Genomic DNA, 17,224 nt, shown 5'->3' on the forward strand with positions numbered 1-17,224 from the left:
CGATTCTTCTTCACTGGCGGCCGCCGCCGGTTCACGCCGGCCGGCACCCGCAACTGTCCATACCATGCGCGACGCCGAAGCGCCGCGACCGATCGCTATTCGCGTGTTGTACCGCTTGAAGGTGCTGGCATCCCCGGCCACGCACCCCCGTCAAATCGCCCGAACCTCGATGACTTTTCCTGCCGCGCCCGTTCGTTCCGCGAGGCGCGTGCGGTCCTTCACCGCGCCGGCCAGCTGGCCGCACGCAGCATCGATGTCGTCGCCGCGCGTCTTGCGCACGGTCGTGACGACACCCGCGTCGATGAGGACCTGTGCAAAACGCTTGATCTGCTCCGGCTTCGAGCGGATGAGGCCCGATTCCGGAAACGGATTGAACGGGATCAGGTTGAACTTGCACGGCACGTCGCGCGTGACGGCCAGCAGCTCGCGTGCATGCGCTTCGGTGTCGTTGACGCCGTCCAGCATGCAGTATTCGAAAGTGATGAAATCGCGCGGCGCGACTTTCAGATAACGCTGGCAAGCCGCCATCAGCTCGCGCAGCGGATACTTCTTGTTGAGCGGCACCAGCTCGTCGCGCAGCGCATCGTTCGGCGCGTGCAGCGAAACGGCCAGCGCGACCGGCAGCTCGGCGCCGAGGCGGTCCATCATCGGCACCACACCCGACGTCGACAGCGTGACGCGGCGGCGCGACAGGCCGTACGCGTTGTCGTCGAGCATCAGCCGCATCGCCGGCACGACCGCGCTGTAATTCAGCAGCGGCTCGCCCATACCCATCATCACCACGTTGGTGACGACCCGTTCGGCCTTGCCGTTCGGGCCGGGCGCGCGGCCCAGCGACGCTCGCAATGCGAATTCGGCCATCCGCAGCTGGCCGATGATTTCGGCTGTCGACAGGTTGCGGGAAAAGCCCTGCTTGCCCGTCGAACAGAAGCGGCAGTTGACCGCACACCCGGCCTGCGACGACACGCAGAGCGTGCCGCGCGTCTCTTCCGGGATGAACACGGTTTCGACCGCATTGCCGTTCCCGACGTCGATCAGCCACTTGCGCGTGCCGTCGGCGGAAACGTGATCGCTGGCGATCTCGGGCATGACGATCGACGCGCGGCCCTTGAGTTTCTCTCTCAAGGACTTCGCGAGATCGGTCATGCCGTCGAAGTCGCCAGCGTTGTACTGGTGGATCCAGCGCTGCAACTGCTTGGCGCGGAACGGCTTCTCGCCGAGGCTGCCGCAGTACGCGACAAGACCCTCGGCATCGAAGTCGAGAAGATTGACGGAAGTTTCGCTCGTCATGATGTGCTGCCTTGCCGCGTGCGCTGAATCCTGCCTACTTGCTGCCAGCCAGGGCTTAGCGCGAGTAGACGTTCATTTCCGGGAAGAAGAACGCGATTTCGACCGCTGCCGTTTCAGCTGCGTCCGAACCGTGAACGGCGTTCGCGTCGATGCTGTCGGCGAAGTCGGCGCGGATCGTGCCCTTTTCAGCCTTCTTCGGATCGGTTGCGCCCATCAGGTCGCGGTTCTTCAGGATCGCGCCTTCACCTTCCAGAACCTGGATCATCACCGGGCCCGAGATCATGAAATCGACGAGGTCCTTGAAGAACGGACGCGCTGCGTGAACCGCATAGAACTTCTCTGCGTCAGCACGCGACAGGTGTGCCATGCGCGATGCGACGATCTTCAGGCCGGCGCCTTCGAAACGGCTGTAGATCTGGCCGATCACGTTCTTTGCCACCGCATCCGGCTTGATGATCGACAGGGTGCGCTCGATTGCCATAAAAACTCCAAAAAATTAAGAAGTTACAGGTTCAAATGAATCCGCTATTGTAGCACGATCCCGTGTATCATTGCGATTGAACCCTTACACACGCGAAAGGTTCGGAATCCCTGTGTTTTGTGCCGCCCGGCCATTGAAACCTCCCGGGACGGAACGTATCTTAGCCATAGCTGCTCCGGTTTGCTGCGCCGCACACCGCGCGCGCCGAACCGGCCCCGAACGCCCATGCGTTCAATGTTAGGAGAAACCATGAAGGACTATCCGTACAATTTCGGCCGCGGCGGTTCCGTCAGCACCGCCGAGGTTCGCAACCGCGTGCTGCGAAACACGTACTGGCTGCTCGCGCTGTCGATGGTGCCGACCGTGCTGGGCGCCTGGGTCGGCGTCGCGACGGGCTTCTCGCTGTTCGCGGCCACGAGCCCGATGATGAGCCTGCTCGCGTTCTTCGCGATCGCGTTCGGCTTCATGTTCGCGATCGAGCGGACGAAAAACAGCGCGGCCGGCGTGTTCGTGCTGCTCGGCTTCACGTTCTTCATGGGCCTGATGCTGTCGCGGCTGCTGAGCTTCATCCTCGGCTTCTCGAACGGCCCGTCGCTGATCATGCTCGCGTTCGGCGGCACCGGCATCATCTTCGCTGCGATGGCGACGATCGCCACCGTCAGCAAGCGCGATTTCTCGGGCCTCGGCAAGTGGCTGTTCATGGGCGTGATCGTGATCCTGCTCGCATCGGTCGCGAACATCTTCCTGCAGCTCCCGGCGCTGATGCTCACCGTGTCGGTGCTCGCGATCGCGATCTTCTCCGCGTACATGCTGTTCGACGTCCAGCGCGTCGTGAACGGCGGCGAAACCAACTACATCTCGGCGACGCTTGCGATCTACCTCGACCTGTACAACGTGTTCACGAACCTGCTCGCGCTGCTCGGCATCTTCGGCGGCAACCGGAACTGACGTTCGCGCTGCACGACGAAAAAACCGGCCCGCGGGCCGGTTTTTTTACGTCCACGACCCGGCTCAGTCGCGCTCGAACAGCGCGATCGATTCGACGTGCGACGTATTCGGGAACATGTTCACGACACCGGCGCCCTTCAGGCGGTAACCGGCCTCGTGCACGAGCAGACCCGCGTCGCGCGCCAGCGTCGACGGGTTGCACGACACGTAGACGATGCGCTTCGGCAGCGGGCCTTGACCGCTCTGCGCAATCTCGGCCAGCGCCTTCGACACCGCGAGCGCGCCTTCGCGCGGCGGGTCGATCAGAAACTTGTCGAAGGCGCCGAGCGCGCGGATGTCGTCGCCCGTCACTTCGAACAGGTTCCGGCACGCGAACGTCGTGTGGCCGTCGACGCCGTTCTCGCGCGCGTTCGCCAGCGCGCGCGTCGTCAGCGTGTCGCTGCCCTCGATGCCCATCACTTCGCGCGACAGCCGCGCGAGCGGCAGCGTGAAGTTGCCGATCCCGCAGAACAGGTCGAGCACGCGGTCGTCGCGCGACGGCGCGAGCAGGCGCAGCGCGCGGCCCACCAGCACACGGTTGATCTGATGGTTGACCTGCGTGAAGTCGGTCGGCTTGAACGGCATGCGGATACCGAATTCCGGCAGCGTGTAGTCGAGCGACACGTCGAGCGGATAGAACGGCGTCACCGTATCCGGGCCCTTCGGCTGCAGCCAGAACTGCACGTTGTGCTCGTCCGCGAACGCGCGCAGCAATGCTTCGTCGTCCGCGTTGATCGGCTCCAGCACGCGCAGCACGAGCGCCGTGACTTCCGAACCGACCGCCAGCTCGATCTGCGGCATCCGGTCGCGAATCGACAGCCCCTCGACCAGCCGGCGCAGCGGCACCAGCATCGCCGACACGTGCGGCGGCAGCACTTCGCAACTCGTCATGTCGGCGACGTAGCTGCTCTTCTTCTCGTGGAACCCGACAAGCACGCCGCCCTTCTTCGCGACGTTGCGCACGGTCAGGCGTGCGCGATAGCGATAGCCCCACGACGGGCCGTGGATCGGCGCGAACATCGTTTCCGCACGCAGCTTCGCCAGGTGCCACAGGTTGTCCTCGAGCACGCGCTGCTTGACCGCCACCTGCGCGCGCATGTCGAGATGCTGCATCGAGCAGCCGCCGCAGGTGCCGAAGAACGCGCATTTCGGCTTCGTGCGAATCACGCTCGGGCGCAGAATGTCGACAACCGTCGCCTGCTCGTAGCTCGGCTTGCGGCGGAAGCTCGAATAGGTGACGCGTTCGCCCGGCAGCGCACCCTCGACGAAGATGACCTTGCCCGGCTCGCCGCTCTCGGTAATCGTGCGGCCGACACCGCGCGCTTCCATGTCGAGCGATTCGATCTCGAGAACCGGGGCGGGCCCGGGCGCGACGGGCGCATTTCTAGATTTGCGCGCAGAAGTGGGGACGGCTTCGGACACCAGCTTTTCCTGACAAACGTTGAAGAAGGCGAGATTGTAGACGACGCAGGCCCGCGTCGCGCGCTTTGCTTGAGGCAAGCGTCGATGCCCGCGCATGGACGACTCGGCGCGGCCCCGGAACGGCCCCGCAGGCGGCCCGGGCAGCACCCGCGACCGGCGAGGCCGACGGGCGGCCCGCGCAACGGCCGCCGGCACGAAATGCGCTCGAAACCCGCGCAACAGGAGATTCGACCATGCGACTGATCGACTGGAACATCCAATGGGGTCGGGACGCGGACGGCAGCGTCGACCTTGCGCGCACCATTGCGGCGATCCGCCGGCTCGGCGACTTCGACGTGCTGTGCGTGCAGGAAGTCACGCGCGGCTTCGGCGCACTGCCCGGCCGGCCCGGCGCCGACCAGTTCGCCGAACTCGCGGCGCTGCTGCCCGGCTACACGATCTTCGAAGCGATCGGCGCAGACCTGCCGCCGATCGAAACCGGCGCACCGCGCCGCCAGTTCGGCAACGCGATCGCAACCCGGCTGCCGACCGGGCGCGTGCTGCGCCAGTTGTTGCCGTGGCCGGCCGACGCCGGCGCGCCGTCGATGCCGCGCGTCGCGCTGAACGTCGAGCTGCAGGCGCCGTTCGGGCCGCTGCGCGTCGTTACCACCCATCTGGAATATTATTCAGCGCGCCAGCGGCTCGCGCAGGTGGATGCGCTGCGCGAGAGGCATCGCGAGGCCTGCGCGCATGCGGCACGACCGGCGCCCGCCGAAACCGCCGAGGGGCCGTTCAGCGCGACCGGCCAGCCGCGCAATGCGATCGTCTGCGGCGATTTCAACAGCGCATTCGACAGCGATGCGTATTGCCGATTTCTGGAACCGATCGCCGATGCTCCACGCTTCGTCGACGCATGGATTGCACGGCACCCCGGCCGCACACCACCGCCGACGGCGGGTGTCTACGATACGGTGCAATGGTCGGAGGGACCGCTCGCATGCGACTTCGTGTTCGTGACCGAAACGCTGCTGCCGCGCGTCATGCGCTGCGAGATCGACAGCGACGTGCGCGCGTCGGATCACCAGCCGGTGCTGCTCGAACTCGCATGAGCGCGCCGCGGGCCGCAGGCCGCCGCGCACAGCCTGCCCGCGTTACGCGGCGAAGCCGGCCAGGTACTCGGCCCAGTGGGACGCCGGCTCCTGCGCGAGCGCGTTCTTCACGAGCAGGATCTCGTCCGCATACTCGCTCGGCGTCAGGCCGCCGCGCATCAGCTGGAAGCGGCAATACAGCAGGTACGTATTGACGACGTCGGTTTCGCAATAGTTGCGGATTTCATCGATCCGCCCTTCCTGGAACGCCGGCCACACCTGGCTGCCGTCCATCCCGAGCTTGCCCGGAAAGCCGCACATCTTCGCGAGCGCGTCGAGCGGCGCGTTCGCACGCGCCTGATACATCGCGAGCACGTCCATCAGGTCGGTATGCCGCGAGTGGTAACGCGAGATGTAGTTGTTCCACTTGAACTCGCGGTCGTCCTCGCCGAGATCCCAGTAGCGGGTCGCGGGAATGCCGTGCACGAGCGCACGGTAATGGAGCACCGGCAGATCGAAGCCGCCGCCGTTCCACGACACGAGCTGCGGCGTGTATTTCTCGATCACGCGGTAGAACGACTGGATCAGCGTCGCTTCGTTGTCCTGCGGCGTGCCGAGCGAGCGCACGCGAAAACCGTTGTTGTCGCGGAACACACACGAGATCGCCGCGATGCGCTGCAGATGGTGCGGCAGGAAATCGCTGCCGGTCTTCTCGCGGCGGGCGGCGAACGCATGTTCGGCCACCGCGGCATCGTCGAGCGTCGCGGGCAGGTCTTCCAGACGGCGAATGCCGTCGACATCGGGAATCGTCTCGATGTCAAAAACGAGAATCGGAGTCATCAGTTACAGAACGGCGTCCTTGCGCACGCCGTTGGAGGCAAAGAACCGCTTGAGGCGCACCAGCGCTTCCTGCTGGATCTGGCGCACGCGCTCGCGCGTGAGCCCCATCTCGTCGGCCAGCTCCTCGAGCGTCGCCGGTTCGATGTGGTTCAGGCCGAAGCGGCGCTCGATCACGTGCCGATGCTTGTCGGACAGCCGCGACAGCCACGCGCGCGTGAGCGTCTCGAGCTCGCGGTGCTGCACCTCGGCGTCGGGCGACTGGCTCTGGTCGTCGGGCAGCAGGTCGAGCAGGCTGCTCGCGGGATCGAGGTCGAGCGGCGCGTCGAGCGATGCCGTGTGCTCGTTGAGCGCGAGGATGTCGGTGACTTCCTCGGCGGTCTTGCCGGTGAGGTAGGCGATGTCGTCGATGCTGGCTTCGCGGCGCTCGGCCGCTTCGCCCGTCGACATCGAATTCTTTTCGAGGTGACGCTTCGCGCGCAGCACCTGGTTCAGCTCGCGGATCACGTGCACGGGCAGGCGCACCGTGCGGGCCTGATTCATGATCGCCCGCTCGATGCTCTGCCGGATCCACCACGTCGCGTAGGTCGAGAAACGGAAGCCGCGCGTCGGGTCGAATTTCTCGATCGCGTGCATCAGGCCGAGGTTGCCTTCTTCGATCAGGTCGAGCAGCGGCACGCCGCGGTTCAGATACCCCTTCGCGATGCTGACGACGAGACGCAGGTTACGCTCGATCATCACCTGCCGCGCCTCGAATTCGCCGGCCTTGGCCAGACGCGAATAGCGCTGCTCTTCCTCGACGGTGAGCAGCGGCTTCACGCTGATGCGGTTCAGGTAATGCTGGATCGTGTCGGCCGTGAGTTCGGCCTGCAGCAGCGTGCGGAAATCGTCGACGTCGGGCGCCACCTCGGCGCGACCGTCGCGCTCGTCGTCGCCGCCTTCCGAGTCGGCGTCGCGAGCCTCGAGGTCGCGCTCGTTGTCCGCGACGTCTTCGTCATCGTCCGTCGAAGCACCCGCACGCCCCACCGATGCTTGCGTGGCGCGACTGATCTTCTCAGACTCGGCTTGCGGCTCGTGGCGCTTCGATTTCGGCATGGTCGTCTCGGTTATTGAGGCGGCAAATACTTCAGCGGATCGACAGGTTTACCCTGCCGGCGAACCTCGAAATGCAGCATCACGCGGTCGGAATCGCTGTTCCCCATCTCGGCGATCTTCTGCCCCTTCGTTACCGCGTCCCCCTCTTTTACCATCAAAGCGCGATTGTGTGCATATGCCGTGAGGTAAGTTGCATCGTGCTTGATGATAATGAGGTTGCCGTAGCCGCGCAGCCCGTTACCGGAATAGACGACGCGGCCGTCGGCAGCCGCCTTCACGGTTTCGCCGGCGGTGCCGCCGATATTGACGCCCTTGTTCTTCGCATCGTCGAAGCCGTTCAGCACGGGGCCGCGCGCGGGCCACGCAAACGTCACGGGGCCGCTCGGCGCGGCGGCCGTGTCGCTCGATGCGGCTGCCGCGGCAGGCGACGTCGCGACCGACGACGACGTACCGGCGGCGGGCGTCGCCGGGCCGCTGCTGAGCGGCGCGGTCGCAACGGCGGCGCCCGCGATCGGCGCGGCGACCTGCGTGCCCGCCACGGCGGCACCGGCCTGCGGCGAAACGCGCAGCAGCTGGTCGACTTCGATCTGATTCGGGTTCGCCAGGTTGTTCCACGCGGCGATGTCGCGATAGTTCTGCCCGTTTTCGAGTGCGATCCGGTACAGCGTGTCGCCCGGCTTCACCCGGTAGTAACCGGGCGGCGCCGGCGGCAGCGGCGCCGCGGGCTGCGCGGTGCCGGTCGTGCCGAGCGAACCGGAGCGATCGACGACGGGCGCGTTGTCGAGCCGCGTCGCACAGGCGGCCAGTAGCGTGGAGAACGCGGCTACGCAGATCGCGCGCTGGGCGAGCGTGAGCGGTTCCCTGGAACGGTTGTTTTGCATCGCGCGCAACATACTCATCGGTTTCAAATTACTCCGGATTTTAAAGGGACAAAGAAAACGCGATCAAGCCGTGACTCCCGCCATTGCGCGTGCGCGACGCGCTCGACGAGCGTGAGCACCTGGTGCTGCCCGCTCTGCGCGCCGACCGGCGCGACGAGCCGCCCGCCGATCGCGAGCTGCTCGAGCAGCGCCTGCGGCACGTCGAGCCCCGCCGCCGCGATCACGATCGCGTCGAACGGGGCTGCGGACGGCAGGCCGACACGCCCGTCGCCGTAGTGCAGACGGATGTTCGGCACGCGCAGCGGCCGCAGGTTCAGCTTCGCGCGCTCGTAGAGCGGCTTGATGCGTTCAATCGAATACACGTCGCGTGCCACGTGGCTCAGCACGGCGGCCTGATAGCCGCAGCCCGTGCCGATTTCGAGGACACGCTCGAGCGTGCGGCCGGCCATCGCGAGCTCGATCATGCGCGCGACGACCGACGGCTTGGAAATGGTTTGCTGATGGCCGATCGGCAACGCGGAATCCTCGTAGGCCTGCGTCGCGAGCCCCGGATCCACGAACAGGTGACGCGGCACCGCGGCCATCGCCTCCAGCACGCGCGCGTCGGTCACACCGTTCGCGCGCAGCCGTTCGACCATCCGTTCGCGCACACGTTCCGACGTGAGCGCGAACGCACCGGCCGGCACAACGCTGGGCGCGGCCGGCTTCGGCATCGCAGGCTTCAGCGCGGTCGGCTTCGGTGCGGTCGCGGGCTTCGCGGCGGCGGAGCCGGGCAGCGCCGTTCGCGGCGCGGCAGGCTTCACGACAACCGGTTTCGGCGCGGCCGCGGGCTTGTCGGCGGCCTTCGACACCGCGACCGCCGCATGGCGTTCGCCGGTCCGGCCTTCCGACTTGCGTGGCGCTCGCTTGAGATCTTCGAGCGCGAGCGGGAACCGCTTCGCGCGCTCGCCGCTCATGAGGCCCGCCCTCCGGCGCGCGCCCATTCGCGCGTCGCGGGCAGCATCTGCGTATGCGTGAGGTCGAGCTGCAGCGGCGTGATCGACACGAAACCGTTTGCCACCGCGTGGAAATCGGTGCCTTCGCTCGCGTCCAGCGCGTCGCCCGCCGCGCCGATCCAGTAGATCGGTTCGCCGCGCGGGTCGGTCTGGCGAATCACCGGCTGCGACGGATGACGCTTGCCGAGGCGCGTGACCTTCCAGCCTTTCAGTTCGCCGTACGGCAGGTTCGGAATATTGACGTTCAGCAGCGGCTGGCCCGACAGCGGATGCGCGAGGTAGTGCTCGACGATTTCCGCGGCGACGCGCGCGGCGTCGGCCAGATGGGCCCAGCCCTTGTCGGCCAGCGAGAACGCGATGGCCGGCACGCCGAACATGATGCCTTCGGTGGCGGCCGCAACTGTCCCCGAATAGAGCGTGTCTTCGCCCATGTTCTGGCCGTTGTTGATTCCGGAGACGACGAGGTCCGGACGGGCGTCGACCATGCCCGTCAACGCGACGTGCACCGAATCGGTCGGCGTGCCGTTCACATAGAAGAAACCCGTACTCGCCGCGCGCTGCACCGACAGCGGCCGCGACAACGTGAGGGAATTCGACGCGCCGCTGCAGTTCTGCTCGGGCGCGATCACCGTGAGCTCGGCCAGCGGCTGCAGCGCGTCGCTGAGCGCGGCGAGACCGGGGGCGAGATAGCCGTCGTCGTTGCTGAGTAGGATTCGCATCCGGCGATTGTAACCGAGGAAAGATGGCGCGAGAGCGACAGTCCGGCGACGGCGGACGGACCGTTGCGACCGCCCGCAGGTGCTGTCCCGCCGTATCGCGCGGCGTTGCGCGCGCCCGGGAAAACACCGGGGCGGCCCGGGTTTTCTACCGCCAACGGAGCCCGTCGCGGAATGCGCCCGGCGGCGAACCTGTCGCGAAGCGACAGGCCCGGCGGACGCTCAGATCGCGCCCGACTCGCGCAATGCGGCGATCGCCTGCGCGTCGTAGCCGAGGCCGCGCAGCACCTCGTCCGTGTGCTCGCCGAGCTCGGGGCCGAGCCAGCGCGTTTCGCCCGGCGTGTCCGACAGCTTCGGCGTGATGTTCGGCAGCGGAATGTCGGTGCCGTCGGCCAGTTTGAAGCGCTGGATCATCTGCCGCGCGACGAACTGCGGATCGGTGAACATGTCGGCGGCGCTGTAGATGCGCCCGGCCGGCACGTCGGCCGCGTTGAGCACGACGAGCGCTTCGTCGATCGTGCGCGGCGCGAGCCACGCGGCAATCGCGGCGTCGATCTCCTGCGTGCGCGGCACGCGCCCGTCGTTTTGCGCGAGCGCGGGATCGTCCGCGAGGTCGTCGCGCTCGATCGCCTTCATCAGCCGCTTGAAGATCGGATCGCTGTTGCCGCCGATCACGATGCTGCCGTCGCGGCACGCATACGTATTCGACGGCACGATGCCCGGCAGCGACGCGCCGGTGCGCTCGCGCACCATCCCGTACACGCCGTATTCGGGCACCACGCTTTCCATCATGTTGAAGACGGCTTCGTACAGCGCGACGTCGACCACCTGCCCCGCGCCGCCGTTGACCTTGCGGTGATGGAGCGCCATCAGTGCGCCGATCACACCGTGCAGCGCGGCGATCGAATCGCCGATCGAGATGCCGATACGCGGCGGCGGCAGGTCGGGATAGCCGGTGATGTGCCGCAGCCCGCCCATCGATTCGGCGATCGCGCCGAAGCCGGGGCGGTCGCGGTACGGGCCCGTCTGCCCGTAGCCGGACAGGCGCACCATCACGAGGCCCGGATTCTCGGCCGACAGCACGTCGTAGCCGAGCCCGAGCTTTTCGAGCAAGCCCGGGCGGAAGTTCTCGATCACGATGTCGGCCTCGCGCGCGAGTTGCCGCGCGATCGCCTTGCCGGCGTCGGCCTTCAGGTTGAGCGTGACCGATTTCTTGTTGCGCGCCTGGACGGACCACCACAGCGACGTGCCGCCCTGCTCCGGATAGAGCTTGCGCCACTTGCGCAGCGGGTCGCCGCCGTTCGGATCCTCGATCTTGATCACTTCCGCGCCGAATTCGGCGAACAGCCGCGACGCGAACGGCCCCGCGATCAGCGTTCCGAATTCGAGCACTTTGACGCCCGCGAGCGGGCCCTGGCTGGTGCTCATGTGTCTCCCTGGCATGAGGAACGGCGCCGCCGGTCGGCGGCGCCCGGCTTACATCGTGCGACGGTCGAGCATCGCGCGGGCGATGGTGCCCGCATCGACGTATTCGAGCTCGCCGCCCACCGGCACGCCGCGCGCGAGGCGCGTGACCGCGAGCCCGCGCGCCTTCAGCGTCTGGCCGAGGTAGTGCGCGGTGGCTTCGCCCTCGTTCGTGAAGTTGGTCGCGAGCACGACTTCCTTGACGATACCGTCGGACGCGCGCCGCACGAGGCGGTCGAAATGGATTTCCTTCGGGCCGATTCCGTCGAGCGGGCTCAGGCGCCCCATCAGCACGAAATACAGCCCGCGGTACGTCATCGTCTGCTCGAGCATGATCTGGTCGGCAGGCGTCTCGACGACGCACAGCAGCGTCGGATCACGCTCCTCGTCGCTGCAGACCTCGCAGATCTGCGCTTCGGTGAACGTGTTGCACTTCTCGCAGTGCTGCAGGTGCTCGGTCGCGAACAGCAGCGAGCGGCCGAGCCGCTCCGCGCCCTCCCGATCGTGCTGCATCAGGTGGACCGCCATGCGCTGGGCGGATTTCGGCCCGACGCCGGGCAGCACGCGCAGCGCTTCGACGAGCGCGGACAGGGCGGACGGCTGTTTCATACGACGGCAAGCAGTGGCACGGACGCGGCGCTCAGAACGGCAGCTTGAAGCCCGGGGGCAGCGGCAGGCCCGACGTCATGCCGCTCATCTTTTCCTGCGAGGTCGCCTCGGCCTTGCGCACCGCGTCGTTGAACGCAGCGGCGACGAGATCCTCGAGCATGTCCTTGTCGTCCGCAAGCAGGCTCGGATCGATCGACACGCGGCGCACTTCGTTGCGGCAGGTCATCGTCACCTTGACGAGACCGGCGCCCGACTGCCCTTCGACTTCGATCAGCGCAAGCTGCTCCTGCATCTTCTTCATGTTTTCCTGCATTTGCTGCGCTTGCTTCATCAGTCCGGCGAGGTTGCCTTTCAACATGGGAATACTCCTTCTTGATCGTGTAAAAACCGGCACGCGGCGCGTGCCGGCCAATGTGTGGGCGTGATTGTGCCTGCCGCGGGGCGCTCAGTTCAATGCAGCGTCGGCGGCGGGCCGTCCGGCGCTGCATCGGCGAGCGGGCGCACGGACCCGTCGACGATGCGCGCACCGAAGTCGCGCACGAGCTGCTGGACGAACGGATCGCCGTGAATCTCCTGCTCGGCCTCGCGCTGGCGCGCCGCGCGGGCGGCCGCATCGAGCGCCGCCGCCGTGCGCCGGGCCGGCCCGATTTCGACGCTCACCTCGACCGACTTGCCGAGCGCATCGGCCAGCGCGGCCTTCAGCTTCGCCACCTGCGCGGCGTCCGCGTATTGCGGCACCGGCACGGACAGTTTCAACGTCGTCGCATCGACGGCCGTCAGTTCGCTGTTGAACGCGAGCTGATACGCGACGCCCTTGAGAGGCAGTCGCGCGGCCAGCGCCGGCCATTCGCCGTCGAAGCCGACCGGATCGAGTGCGATCGCGGGCGGCAACGGACGCGTGTCGAGCGGTGCAGACGGACGGGTTTCCGCCGGCTTCGGCGTCACGCGCACGTCGTCGGGGCCGCTGTCGAATACCGGCACGAAACCGTCGTCGGCCGGGCCGCCGAACATCTCGTCGGCGCTGAGCGGCACGTACTCGTCCGGCGGGATGTCCTCCCACGGCGGCGGGGCCTGGCGCGAATCGGCTGCCTGCGGCGCACGAGACGCCGCGCGCGGCGTCGGCACCTGGACGGCGGCGGGACGCGGGGCGGCCGGCTTCTCGGCCGCCGGCGACGCGGCCGATTTCGCGGCGGCGCCCGCGCGCCCGCGGTCGGACGACACGCGCATCCCCGCATTGCGCAGCACGTCGAGCGCGGCGGCGGCACCGCCGGAACGCGCGGCCGGACGTGCAGCGGGCTCGGCCGGCGCAGCGCGCGGCACCGGGTCGGCCGGCGCAGCCGGCTCGTCGCCTCGCTGCGCAACGGCAACAGGCGGCTCAGGTTCCTTGTGCGCGGGGGCCGGCTGATCGCCGGCAGGCGCTGCTTGCGGTGCAGAGGCTTCCGTAGGCTGCGTAGGCTGCGGTGTCTCGACGACCGGCGCGTCGACCGGCGCCGGCGCGGATGCCTGGACGGCAACCGGCTTCACGGCTGACTGGTCGGGTACGTCGCTGGACTGCACCGGCGCTTTACGCGCAACCGGCGCCGCGGATGCGGCTGGTGCGACCGGAGCGGCTGGCGCAGCCGCAGCGGCAACCTGCGGCCGCACGGCTTCGGCAGGCGCGGCCGCTGCCGGCTTCGCCGCGGCGGCCGATGCGGCCACGCGCGGAGCCGGCACCGCACGCGGCACCGAAGGCTGGTCGCCCGGCGCCCCGCCGGCGGCAACCGCCGGCTCGAACGCGAGCATCCGCAACAGCGTCATCGTGAAGCCGGCGTACTCGTCCGGCGCCAGGCCGAGTTCGGCGCGCCCGACCGTCGCGATCTGATAGAACAACTGCACCTGCTCGGGGCTCAGCGTCTCCGCAAAACGGCGCAGGTCGGCCGCTTCGGGCCATTCGTCGAGCACCGAGCCTGGCGCGAACTGCGCCCACGCGATCCGGTGCAGCAGGCTCGCGAGATCCTGAAGCGCGGTCGAGAACGACAGGCTGCGCAGCGACATCTCGTCGGCAATCGCGAGGATTTCCGGGCCGCTGCCGGCGGCGAGCGCGTCGAGCAGACGCACCATGTAAGTCTGGTCGAGCGCGCCGAGCATGCCCGACACCGCCGCCTCGGTCACCTCGTTCGCCGAGTAGGCGATCGCCTGGTCGGTGAGCGACAGCGCGTCGCGCATGCTGCCCTGCGCGGCACGCGCGAGCAGACGCAGCGCCTGCGGTTCGAACGTGACCTGCTCTTCGCCGAGAATCTGCTCAAGATGCGACACGATGTGCCCGGCCGGCATCTGCTTCAGGTTGAACTGCAGGCAGCGCGACAGCACGGTGACGGGAATTTTCTGCGGATCGGTCGTCGCGAGGATGAACTTGACGTGCGGCGGCGGCTCTTCGAGCGTCTTCAGCATCGCGTTGAACGCGTGATTCGTCAGCATGTGCACTTCGTCGATCATGTAGACCTTGAAGCGCGCATCGACGGGCGCGTACACCGCGCGCTCGAGCAGCGCGGCCATTTCGTCGACGCCGCGGTTGCTCGCGGCATCCATTTCGACGTAATCGACGAAACGCCCTTCGTCGATCTCGCGACACGCGCGACACACGCCGCACGGTTGCGACGTGACGCCGGTTTCACAGTTGAGGGCCTTGGCGAAGATCCGCGACAGCGTCGTCTTGCCGACACCGCGGGTTCCGGTAAACAGATAGGCGTGATGGAGACGCCCGCCGTCGAGCGCGTGCGTGAGCGCCCTGACGACGTGCTCCTGGCCGACGAGCGAAGCGAAATCCTTCGGACGCCACTTGCGTGCGAGAACTTGATAGGTCATCGGGAAATTGTATCAGTAACGCTGCGCCGCGCCGACACGCGAAACGGTGCGCAAGACAGGCGACGCGCAGGCCAAACGGAGTGTGGTGCAGAAATAAAAAACGCCCAACGAACGGGGCGAGAAGGAAGGTGACGAGCCCAACCCTCGGCACTGGCGGAAAACGATTGTGGCTGCTTCGTTCCCGACCTGACCAGGTTCACCGCCCCACCATGCGAGGAGGCCCGTCACGGCATATTCTATCACTGCTTCCGGACGAATGCGACCGTTTGTTCGCATCAATGCGCATGCGAGCGGGCAAACCGGCGCGCAACCGGTCGCACGAAGCGCCTGCGAATCGGGCCGCGCGCACGGCTCCCCCTTGTAATTCGCGAGCCGGCCTCCACCTGCAGGGTACGATGGTCGAACGTCGCGTCGTACCCCTACTCGCGTAGCGGCTACTATCGCCGCCCGCAGCAGATAGCAATTTAGGCTAATATGACGCCCGAACGACCCGCGAGCCGCGGCATGCAGCGCTTACACCCTTCCTTTCCGGAGACGGGAGTGACCTGCCGCAGCGGCCGGCCGCCCACGGCGGCCGGTACGCCGCAACGCGCAAGCAGGCAGTCCCCGAACCGTAAGAGGTATTGACCCAATGAGCGAACAGATCAAACACATCAGCGACGCATCGTTCGAACAGGACGTCGTCAAGTCCGACAAGCCCGTGCTCGTCGATTTCTGGGCCGAATGGTGCGGCCCGTGCAAGATGATCGCCCCGATCCTCGACGAAGTCGCGAAGGATTACGGCGACAAGCTGCAGATCGCGAAGATCAACGTCGACGACAACCAGGCGACGCCCGCGAAGTTCGGCGTGCGCGGGATCCCGACGCTGATCCTGTTCAAGAACGGCGCGGCCGCTGCGCAGAAGGTCGGCGCGCTGTCGAAGTCGCAGCTCACCGCATTCCTGGACAGCCACCTGTAATACCGGCAGTTCCGCGGACGTGTTGTCAGCCGGCAACACGTCCGCCGTCAACCCGCCGATCGCTCGCTCAAGCGCGAATCGGCCTATGCTAGAATTAAAAAACGTCGACAAGACGCATTTAAGTCTCTGAGCGCTTCCGCTCGCCCTCCTCCCTTTATTTCTTTCGTCGTCTCCTCCCTGGCGGGTTCTCCGTATGCATTTATCCGAGCTCAAGTCTCTGCACGTCTCCGAACTGATCGAAATGGCCAACGGCCTGGAGATCGAAAACGCGAACCGCCTGCGCAAGCAGGAGTTGATGTTTGCCATTCTTAAAAAGCGCGCCAAGACGGGAGAGACGATCTTCGGTGACGGCACGCTCGAAGTGCTGCCGGACGGCTTCGGCTTCCTGCGCTCGCCGGAAATGTCGTACCTCGCGAGCACCGACGACATCTACATCAGCCCGTCGCAGATCCGCCGCTTCAACCTGCACACCGGCGACACCATCGAAGGTGAAGTCCGCACGCCGAAGGACGGCGAGCGCTACTTCGCGCTGGTGAAGGTCGACAAAGTCAACGGGCAGCCGCCCGAGGCCTCGAAACACAAGATCATGTTCGAGAACCTCACGCCGCTGCACCCGAACAAGCCGCTGTCGCTCGAACGCGAAATGCGCGGCGAGGAAAACGTCACGGGCCGCATCATCGACATGATCGCGCCGATCGGCAAGGGCCAGCGCGGCCTGCTCGTCGCGTCGCCGAAGTCGGGCAAGACCGTGATGCTCCAGCACATCGCGCACGCGATCAAGCAGAACCACCCGGACGTGATCCTGTTCGTGCTGCTGATCGACGAGCGCCCTGAAGAAGTGACCGAAATGCAGCGCTCGGTCGCCGGCGAAGTGATCGCGTCGACATTCGACGAGCCGGCCACGCGCCACGTCCAGGTCGCCGAAATGGTGATCGAGAAGGCCAAGCGCCTCGTCGAAATGAAGCACGACGTCGTGATCCTGCTCGACTCGATCACGCGTCTCGCACGCGCCTACAACACCGTGATCCCGGCATCGGGCAAGGTGCTGACGGGCGGTGTCGACGCGAACGCACTGCAGCGTCCGAAGCGCTTCTTCGGCGCGGCGCGCAACATCGAGGAAGGCGGTTCGCTGACGATCATCGGCACCGCGCTGATCGAAACCGGCAGCCGCATGGACGACGTGATCTACGAAGAGTTCAAGGGCACCGGCAACATGGAAGTGCACCTCGAGCGCCGTCTCGCGGAAAAGCGCGTGTACCCGTCGATCAACCTGAACAAGTCGGGCACGCGTCGCGAGGAAATGCTGATCAAGCCCGAGATCCTTCAGAAGATCTGGGTGCTGCGCAAGTTCATCCACGACATGGACGAAGTCGAGGCCATGGAATTCCTGCTCGACAAGATCCGTCAGACGAAGAGCAACTCCGAGTTCTTCGACCTGATGCGCCGCGGCGGCTGATCGCCTCCGCCCGCACCCGAAAACGGCCGCCCGCGCATTCTGCCCGGCGGCCGTTTTTTCGCGCCAACCTGAACGTGAACGTACAGGTTGATCTATAATCGCCACATCGCCGCTACCGACTC

Annotated in this window: 16 protein-coding genes and 1 other RNA gene; 4 read left to right on the forward strand and 13 right to left on the reverse strand. The window is 66.7% G+C overall.

Going from position 1 to position 17,224, the window contains the following annotated elements; all coding sequences use genetic code 11:
* Positions 1-150: 150 nt before the first annotated feature.
* Positions 151-1,290 carry a dual-specificity RNA methyltransferase RlmN gene (gene rlmN / locus WJ16_RS09315; protein ID WP_069256820.1) on the reverse strand — a complete coding sequence of 380 codons (1,140 nt, stop codon included), beginning with the start codon at positions 1,288-1,290 and terminating at the stop codon, positions 151-153.
* A 55-nt stretch (positions 1,291-1,345) separates the two neighbouring features.
* On the reverse strand, positions 1,346-1,771 hold the full coding sequence (ndk, locus tag WJ16_RS09320; RefSeq protein WP_006478674.1) for a nucleoside-diphosphate kinase: 426 nt from the start codon (positions 1,769-1,771) through the stop codon (positions 1,346-1,348).
* A gap of 249 nt (positions 1,772-2,020) precedes the next feature.
* Between ndk and WJ16_RS09325 the strand changes: the two genes are divergently transcribed.
* Positions 2,021-2,719 (forward strand): Bax inhibitor-1/YccA family protein, encoded by a 699-nt coding sequence (locus tag WJ16_RS09325; protein WP_069256821.1) that lies wholly within the window; start codon positions 2,021-2,023, stop codon positions 2,717-2,719.
* Positions 2,720-2,782: 63 nt separating this feature from the next.
* On the opposite strand, the gene rlmD is transcribed toward WJ16_RS09325, so the two are convergent.
* Entirely contained in the window at positions 2,783-4,276 is a 1,494-nt protein-coding gene (gene rlmD, locus WJ16_RS09330; RefSeq protein ID WP_069256822.1) for a 23S rRNA (uracil(1939)-C(5))-methyltransferase RlmD, read from the reverse strand.
* A 137-nt stretch (positions 4,277-4,413) separates the two neighbouring features.
* On the opposite strand from rlmD, the gene WJ16_RS09335 reads away from it, so the two are divergent.
* A complete protein-coding gene (locus WJ16_RS09335; protein WP_069256823.1) occupies positions 4,414-5,268 on the forward strand; it encodes an endonuclease/exonuclease/phosphatase family protein in 855 nt (284 codons plus the stop codon).
* Positions 5,269-5,310: 42 nt separating this feature from the next.
* On the opposite strand, the gene WJ16_RS09340 is transcribed toward WJ16_RS09335, so the two are convergent.
* From WJ16_RS09340 to ffs, 10 genes are all read right to left on the reverse strand, one after another.
* The gene (locus tag WJ16_RS09340) at positions 5,311-6,087 is read right to left on the reverse strand and encodes a 3'-5' exonuclease (protein ID WP_069256824.1); all 777 of its coding nucleotides are present in this window, start codon (positions 6,085-6,087) and stop codon (positions 5,311-5,313) included.
* Between the two features lie 3 nt (positions 6,088-6,090).
* On the reverse strand, positions 6,091-7,179 hold the full coding sequence (rpoS, locus tag WJ16_RS09345) for an RNA polymerase sigma factor RpoS (RefSeq protein ID WP_069256825.1): 1,089 nt from the start codon (positions 7,177-7,179) through the stop codon (positions 6,091-6,093).
* Between the two features lie 11 nt (positions 7,180-7,190).
* The gene (locus tag WJ16_RS09350) at positions 7,191-8,078 is read right to left on the reverse strand and encodes a peptidoglycan DD-metalloendopeptidase family protein (protein ID WP_069256826.1); all 888 of its coding nucleotides are present in this window, start codon (positions 8,076-8,078) and stop codon (positions 7,191-7,193) included.
* A gap of 5 nt (positions 8,079-8,083) precedes the next feature.
* Positions 8,084-9,016 (reverse strand): protein-L-isoaspartate(D-aspartate) O-methyltransferase, encoded by a 933-nt coding sequence (locus WJ16_RS09355; protein ID WP_069256827.1) that lies wholly within the window; start codon positions 9,014-9,016, stop codon positions 8,084-8,086.
* The gene (gene surE / locus WJ16_RS09360) at positions 9,013-9,774 is read right to left on the reverse strand and encodes a 5'/3'-nucleotidase SurE (protein WP_069256828.1); all 762 of its coding nucleotides are present in this window, start codon (positions 9,772-9,774) and stop codon (positions 9,013-9,015) included. The genes WJ16_RS09355 and surE overlap by 4 nt, the downstream gene beginning before the upstream one ends.
* Positions 9,775-9,993: 219 nt before the next feature.
* Positions 9,994-11,199, reverse strand: a complete 1,206-nt coding sequence (locus WJ16_RS09365; protein WP_069256829.1) for a CaiB/BaiF CoA transferase family protein — start codon at positions 11,197-11,199, stop codon at positions 9,994-9,996.
* 48 nt (positions 11,200-11,247) lie between these two features.
* The gene (recR, locus tag WJ16_RS09370) at positions 11,248-11,844 is read right to left on the reverse strand and encodes a recombination mediator RecR (protein ID WP_034181272.1); all 597 of its coding nucleotides are present in this window, start codon (positions 11,842-11,844) and stop codon (positions 11,248-11,250) included.
* Between the two features lie 31 nt (positions 11,845-11,875).
* Positions 11,876-12,202 carry a YbaB/EbfC family nucleoid-associated protein gene (locus WJ16_RS09375; protein WP_006482124.1) on the reverse strand — a complete coding sequence of 109 codons (327 nt, stop codon included), beginning with the start codon at positions 12,200-12,202 and terminating at the stop codon, positions 11,876-11,878.
* A gap of 92 nt (positions 12,203-12,294) precedes the next feature.
* On the reverse strand, positions 12,295-14,688 hold the full coding sequence (locus WJ16_RS09380) for a DNA polymerase III subunit gamma/tau (protein WP_069256830.1): 2,394 nt from the start codon (positions 14,686-14,688) through the stop codon (positions 12,295-12,297).
* A gap of 127 nt (positions 14,689-14,815) precedes the next feature.
* Positions 14,816-14,914: signal recognition particle sRNA small type (ffs, locus tag WJ16_RS09385), an RNA gene on the reverse strand.
* Between the two features lie 405 nt (positions 14,915-15,319).
* Here ffs and trxA point away from each other — a divergent pair.
* Both trxA and rho read left to right on the forward strand, forming a co-directional pair.
* A complete protein-coding gene (trxA, locus tag WJ16_RS09390; protein WP_006402348.1) occupies positions 15,320-15,646 on the forward strand; it encodes a thioredoxin TrxA in 327 nt (108 codons plus the stop codon).
* A gap of 193 nt (positions 15,647-15,839) precedes the next feature.
* Positions 15,840-17,102, forward strand: a complete 1,263-nt coding sequence (gene rho / locus WJ16_RS09395) for a transcription termination factor Rho (protein ID WP_006478662.1) — start codon at positions 15,840-15,842, stop codon at positions 17,100-17,102.
* Positions 17,103-17,224: the final 122 nt, after the last annotated feature.

This window comes from Burkholderia metallica (assembly GCF_001718555.1).
Lineage (GTDB): Bacteria > Pseudomonadota > Gammaproteobacteria > Burkholderiales > Burkholderiaceae > Burkholderia > Burkholderia metallica.

Bases quoted from the DNA above. Each gene is read 5' to 3' on its own strand.
- rlmN (WP_069256820.1), bottom strand. From the start codon at position 1,290: ATGACGAGCGAAACTTCCGTCAATCTTCTCGACTTCGATGCCGAGGGT.
- WJ16_RS09340 (WP_069256824.1), bottom strand. From the start codon at position 6,087: ATGACTCCGATTCTCGTTTTTGACATCGAGACGATTCCCGATGTCGAC.
- WJ16_RS09380 (WP_069256830.1), bottom strand. From the start codon at position 14,688: ATGACCTATCAAGTTCTCGCACGCAAGTGGCGTCCGAAGGATTTCGCT.
- WJ16_RS09350 (WP_069256826.1), bottom strand. From the start codon at position 8,078: ATGAGTATGTTGCGCGCGATGCAAAACAACCGTTCCAGGGAACCGCTC.
- rho (WP_006478662.1), top strand. From the start codon at position 15,840: ATGCATTTATCCGAGCTCAAGTCTCTGCACGTCTCCGAACTGATCGAA.
- rlmD (WP_069256822.1), bottom strand. From the start codon at position 4,276: ATGCGCGGGCATCGACGCTTGCCTCAAGCAAAGCGCGCGACGCGGGCC.
- WJ16_RS09335 (WP_069256823.1), top strand. From the start codon at position 4,414: ATGCGACTGATCGACTGGAACATCCAATGGGGTCGGGACGCGGACGGC.
- rpoS (WP_069256825.1), bottom strand. From the start codon at position 7,179: ATGCCGAAATCGAAGCGCCACGAGCCGCAAGCCGAGTCTGAGAAGATC.
- recR (WP_034181272.1), bottom strand. From the start codon at position 11,844: ATGAAACAGCCGTCCGCCCTGTCCGCGCTCGTCGAAGCGCTGCGCGTG.
- WJ16_RS09355 (WP_069256827.1), bottom strand. From the start codon at position 9,016: ATGAGCGGCGAGCGCGCGAAGCGGTTCCCGCTCGCGCTCGAAGATCTC.
- trxA (WP_006402348.1), top strand. From the start codon at position 15,320: ATGAGCGAACAGATCAAACACATCAGCGACGCATCGTTCGAACAGGAC.
- surE (WP_069256828.1), bottom strand. From the start codon at position 9,774: ATGCGAATCCTACTCAGCAACGACGACGGCTATCTCGCCCCCGGTCTC.
- WJ16_RS09365 (WP_069256829.1), bottom strand. From the start codon at position 11,199: ATGAGCACCAGCCAGGGCCCGCTCGCGGGCGTCAAAGTGCTCGAATTC.
- WJ16_RS09325 (WP_069256821.1), top strand. From the start codon at position 2,021: ATGAAGGACTATCCGTACAATTTCGGCCGCGGCGGTTCCGTCAGCACC.
- ndk (WP_006478674.1), bottom strand. From the start codon at position 1,771: ATGGCAATCGAGCGCACCCTGTCGATCATCAAGCCGGATGCGGTGGCA.
- WJ16_RS09375 (WP_006482124.1), bottom strand. From the start codon at position 12,202: ATGTTGAAAGGCAACCTCGCCGGACTGATGAAGCAAGCGCAGCAAATG.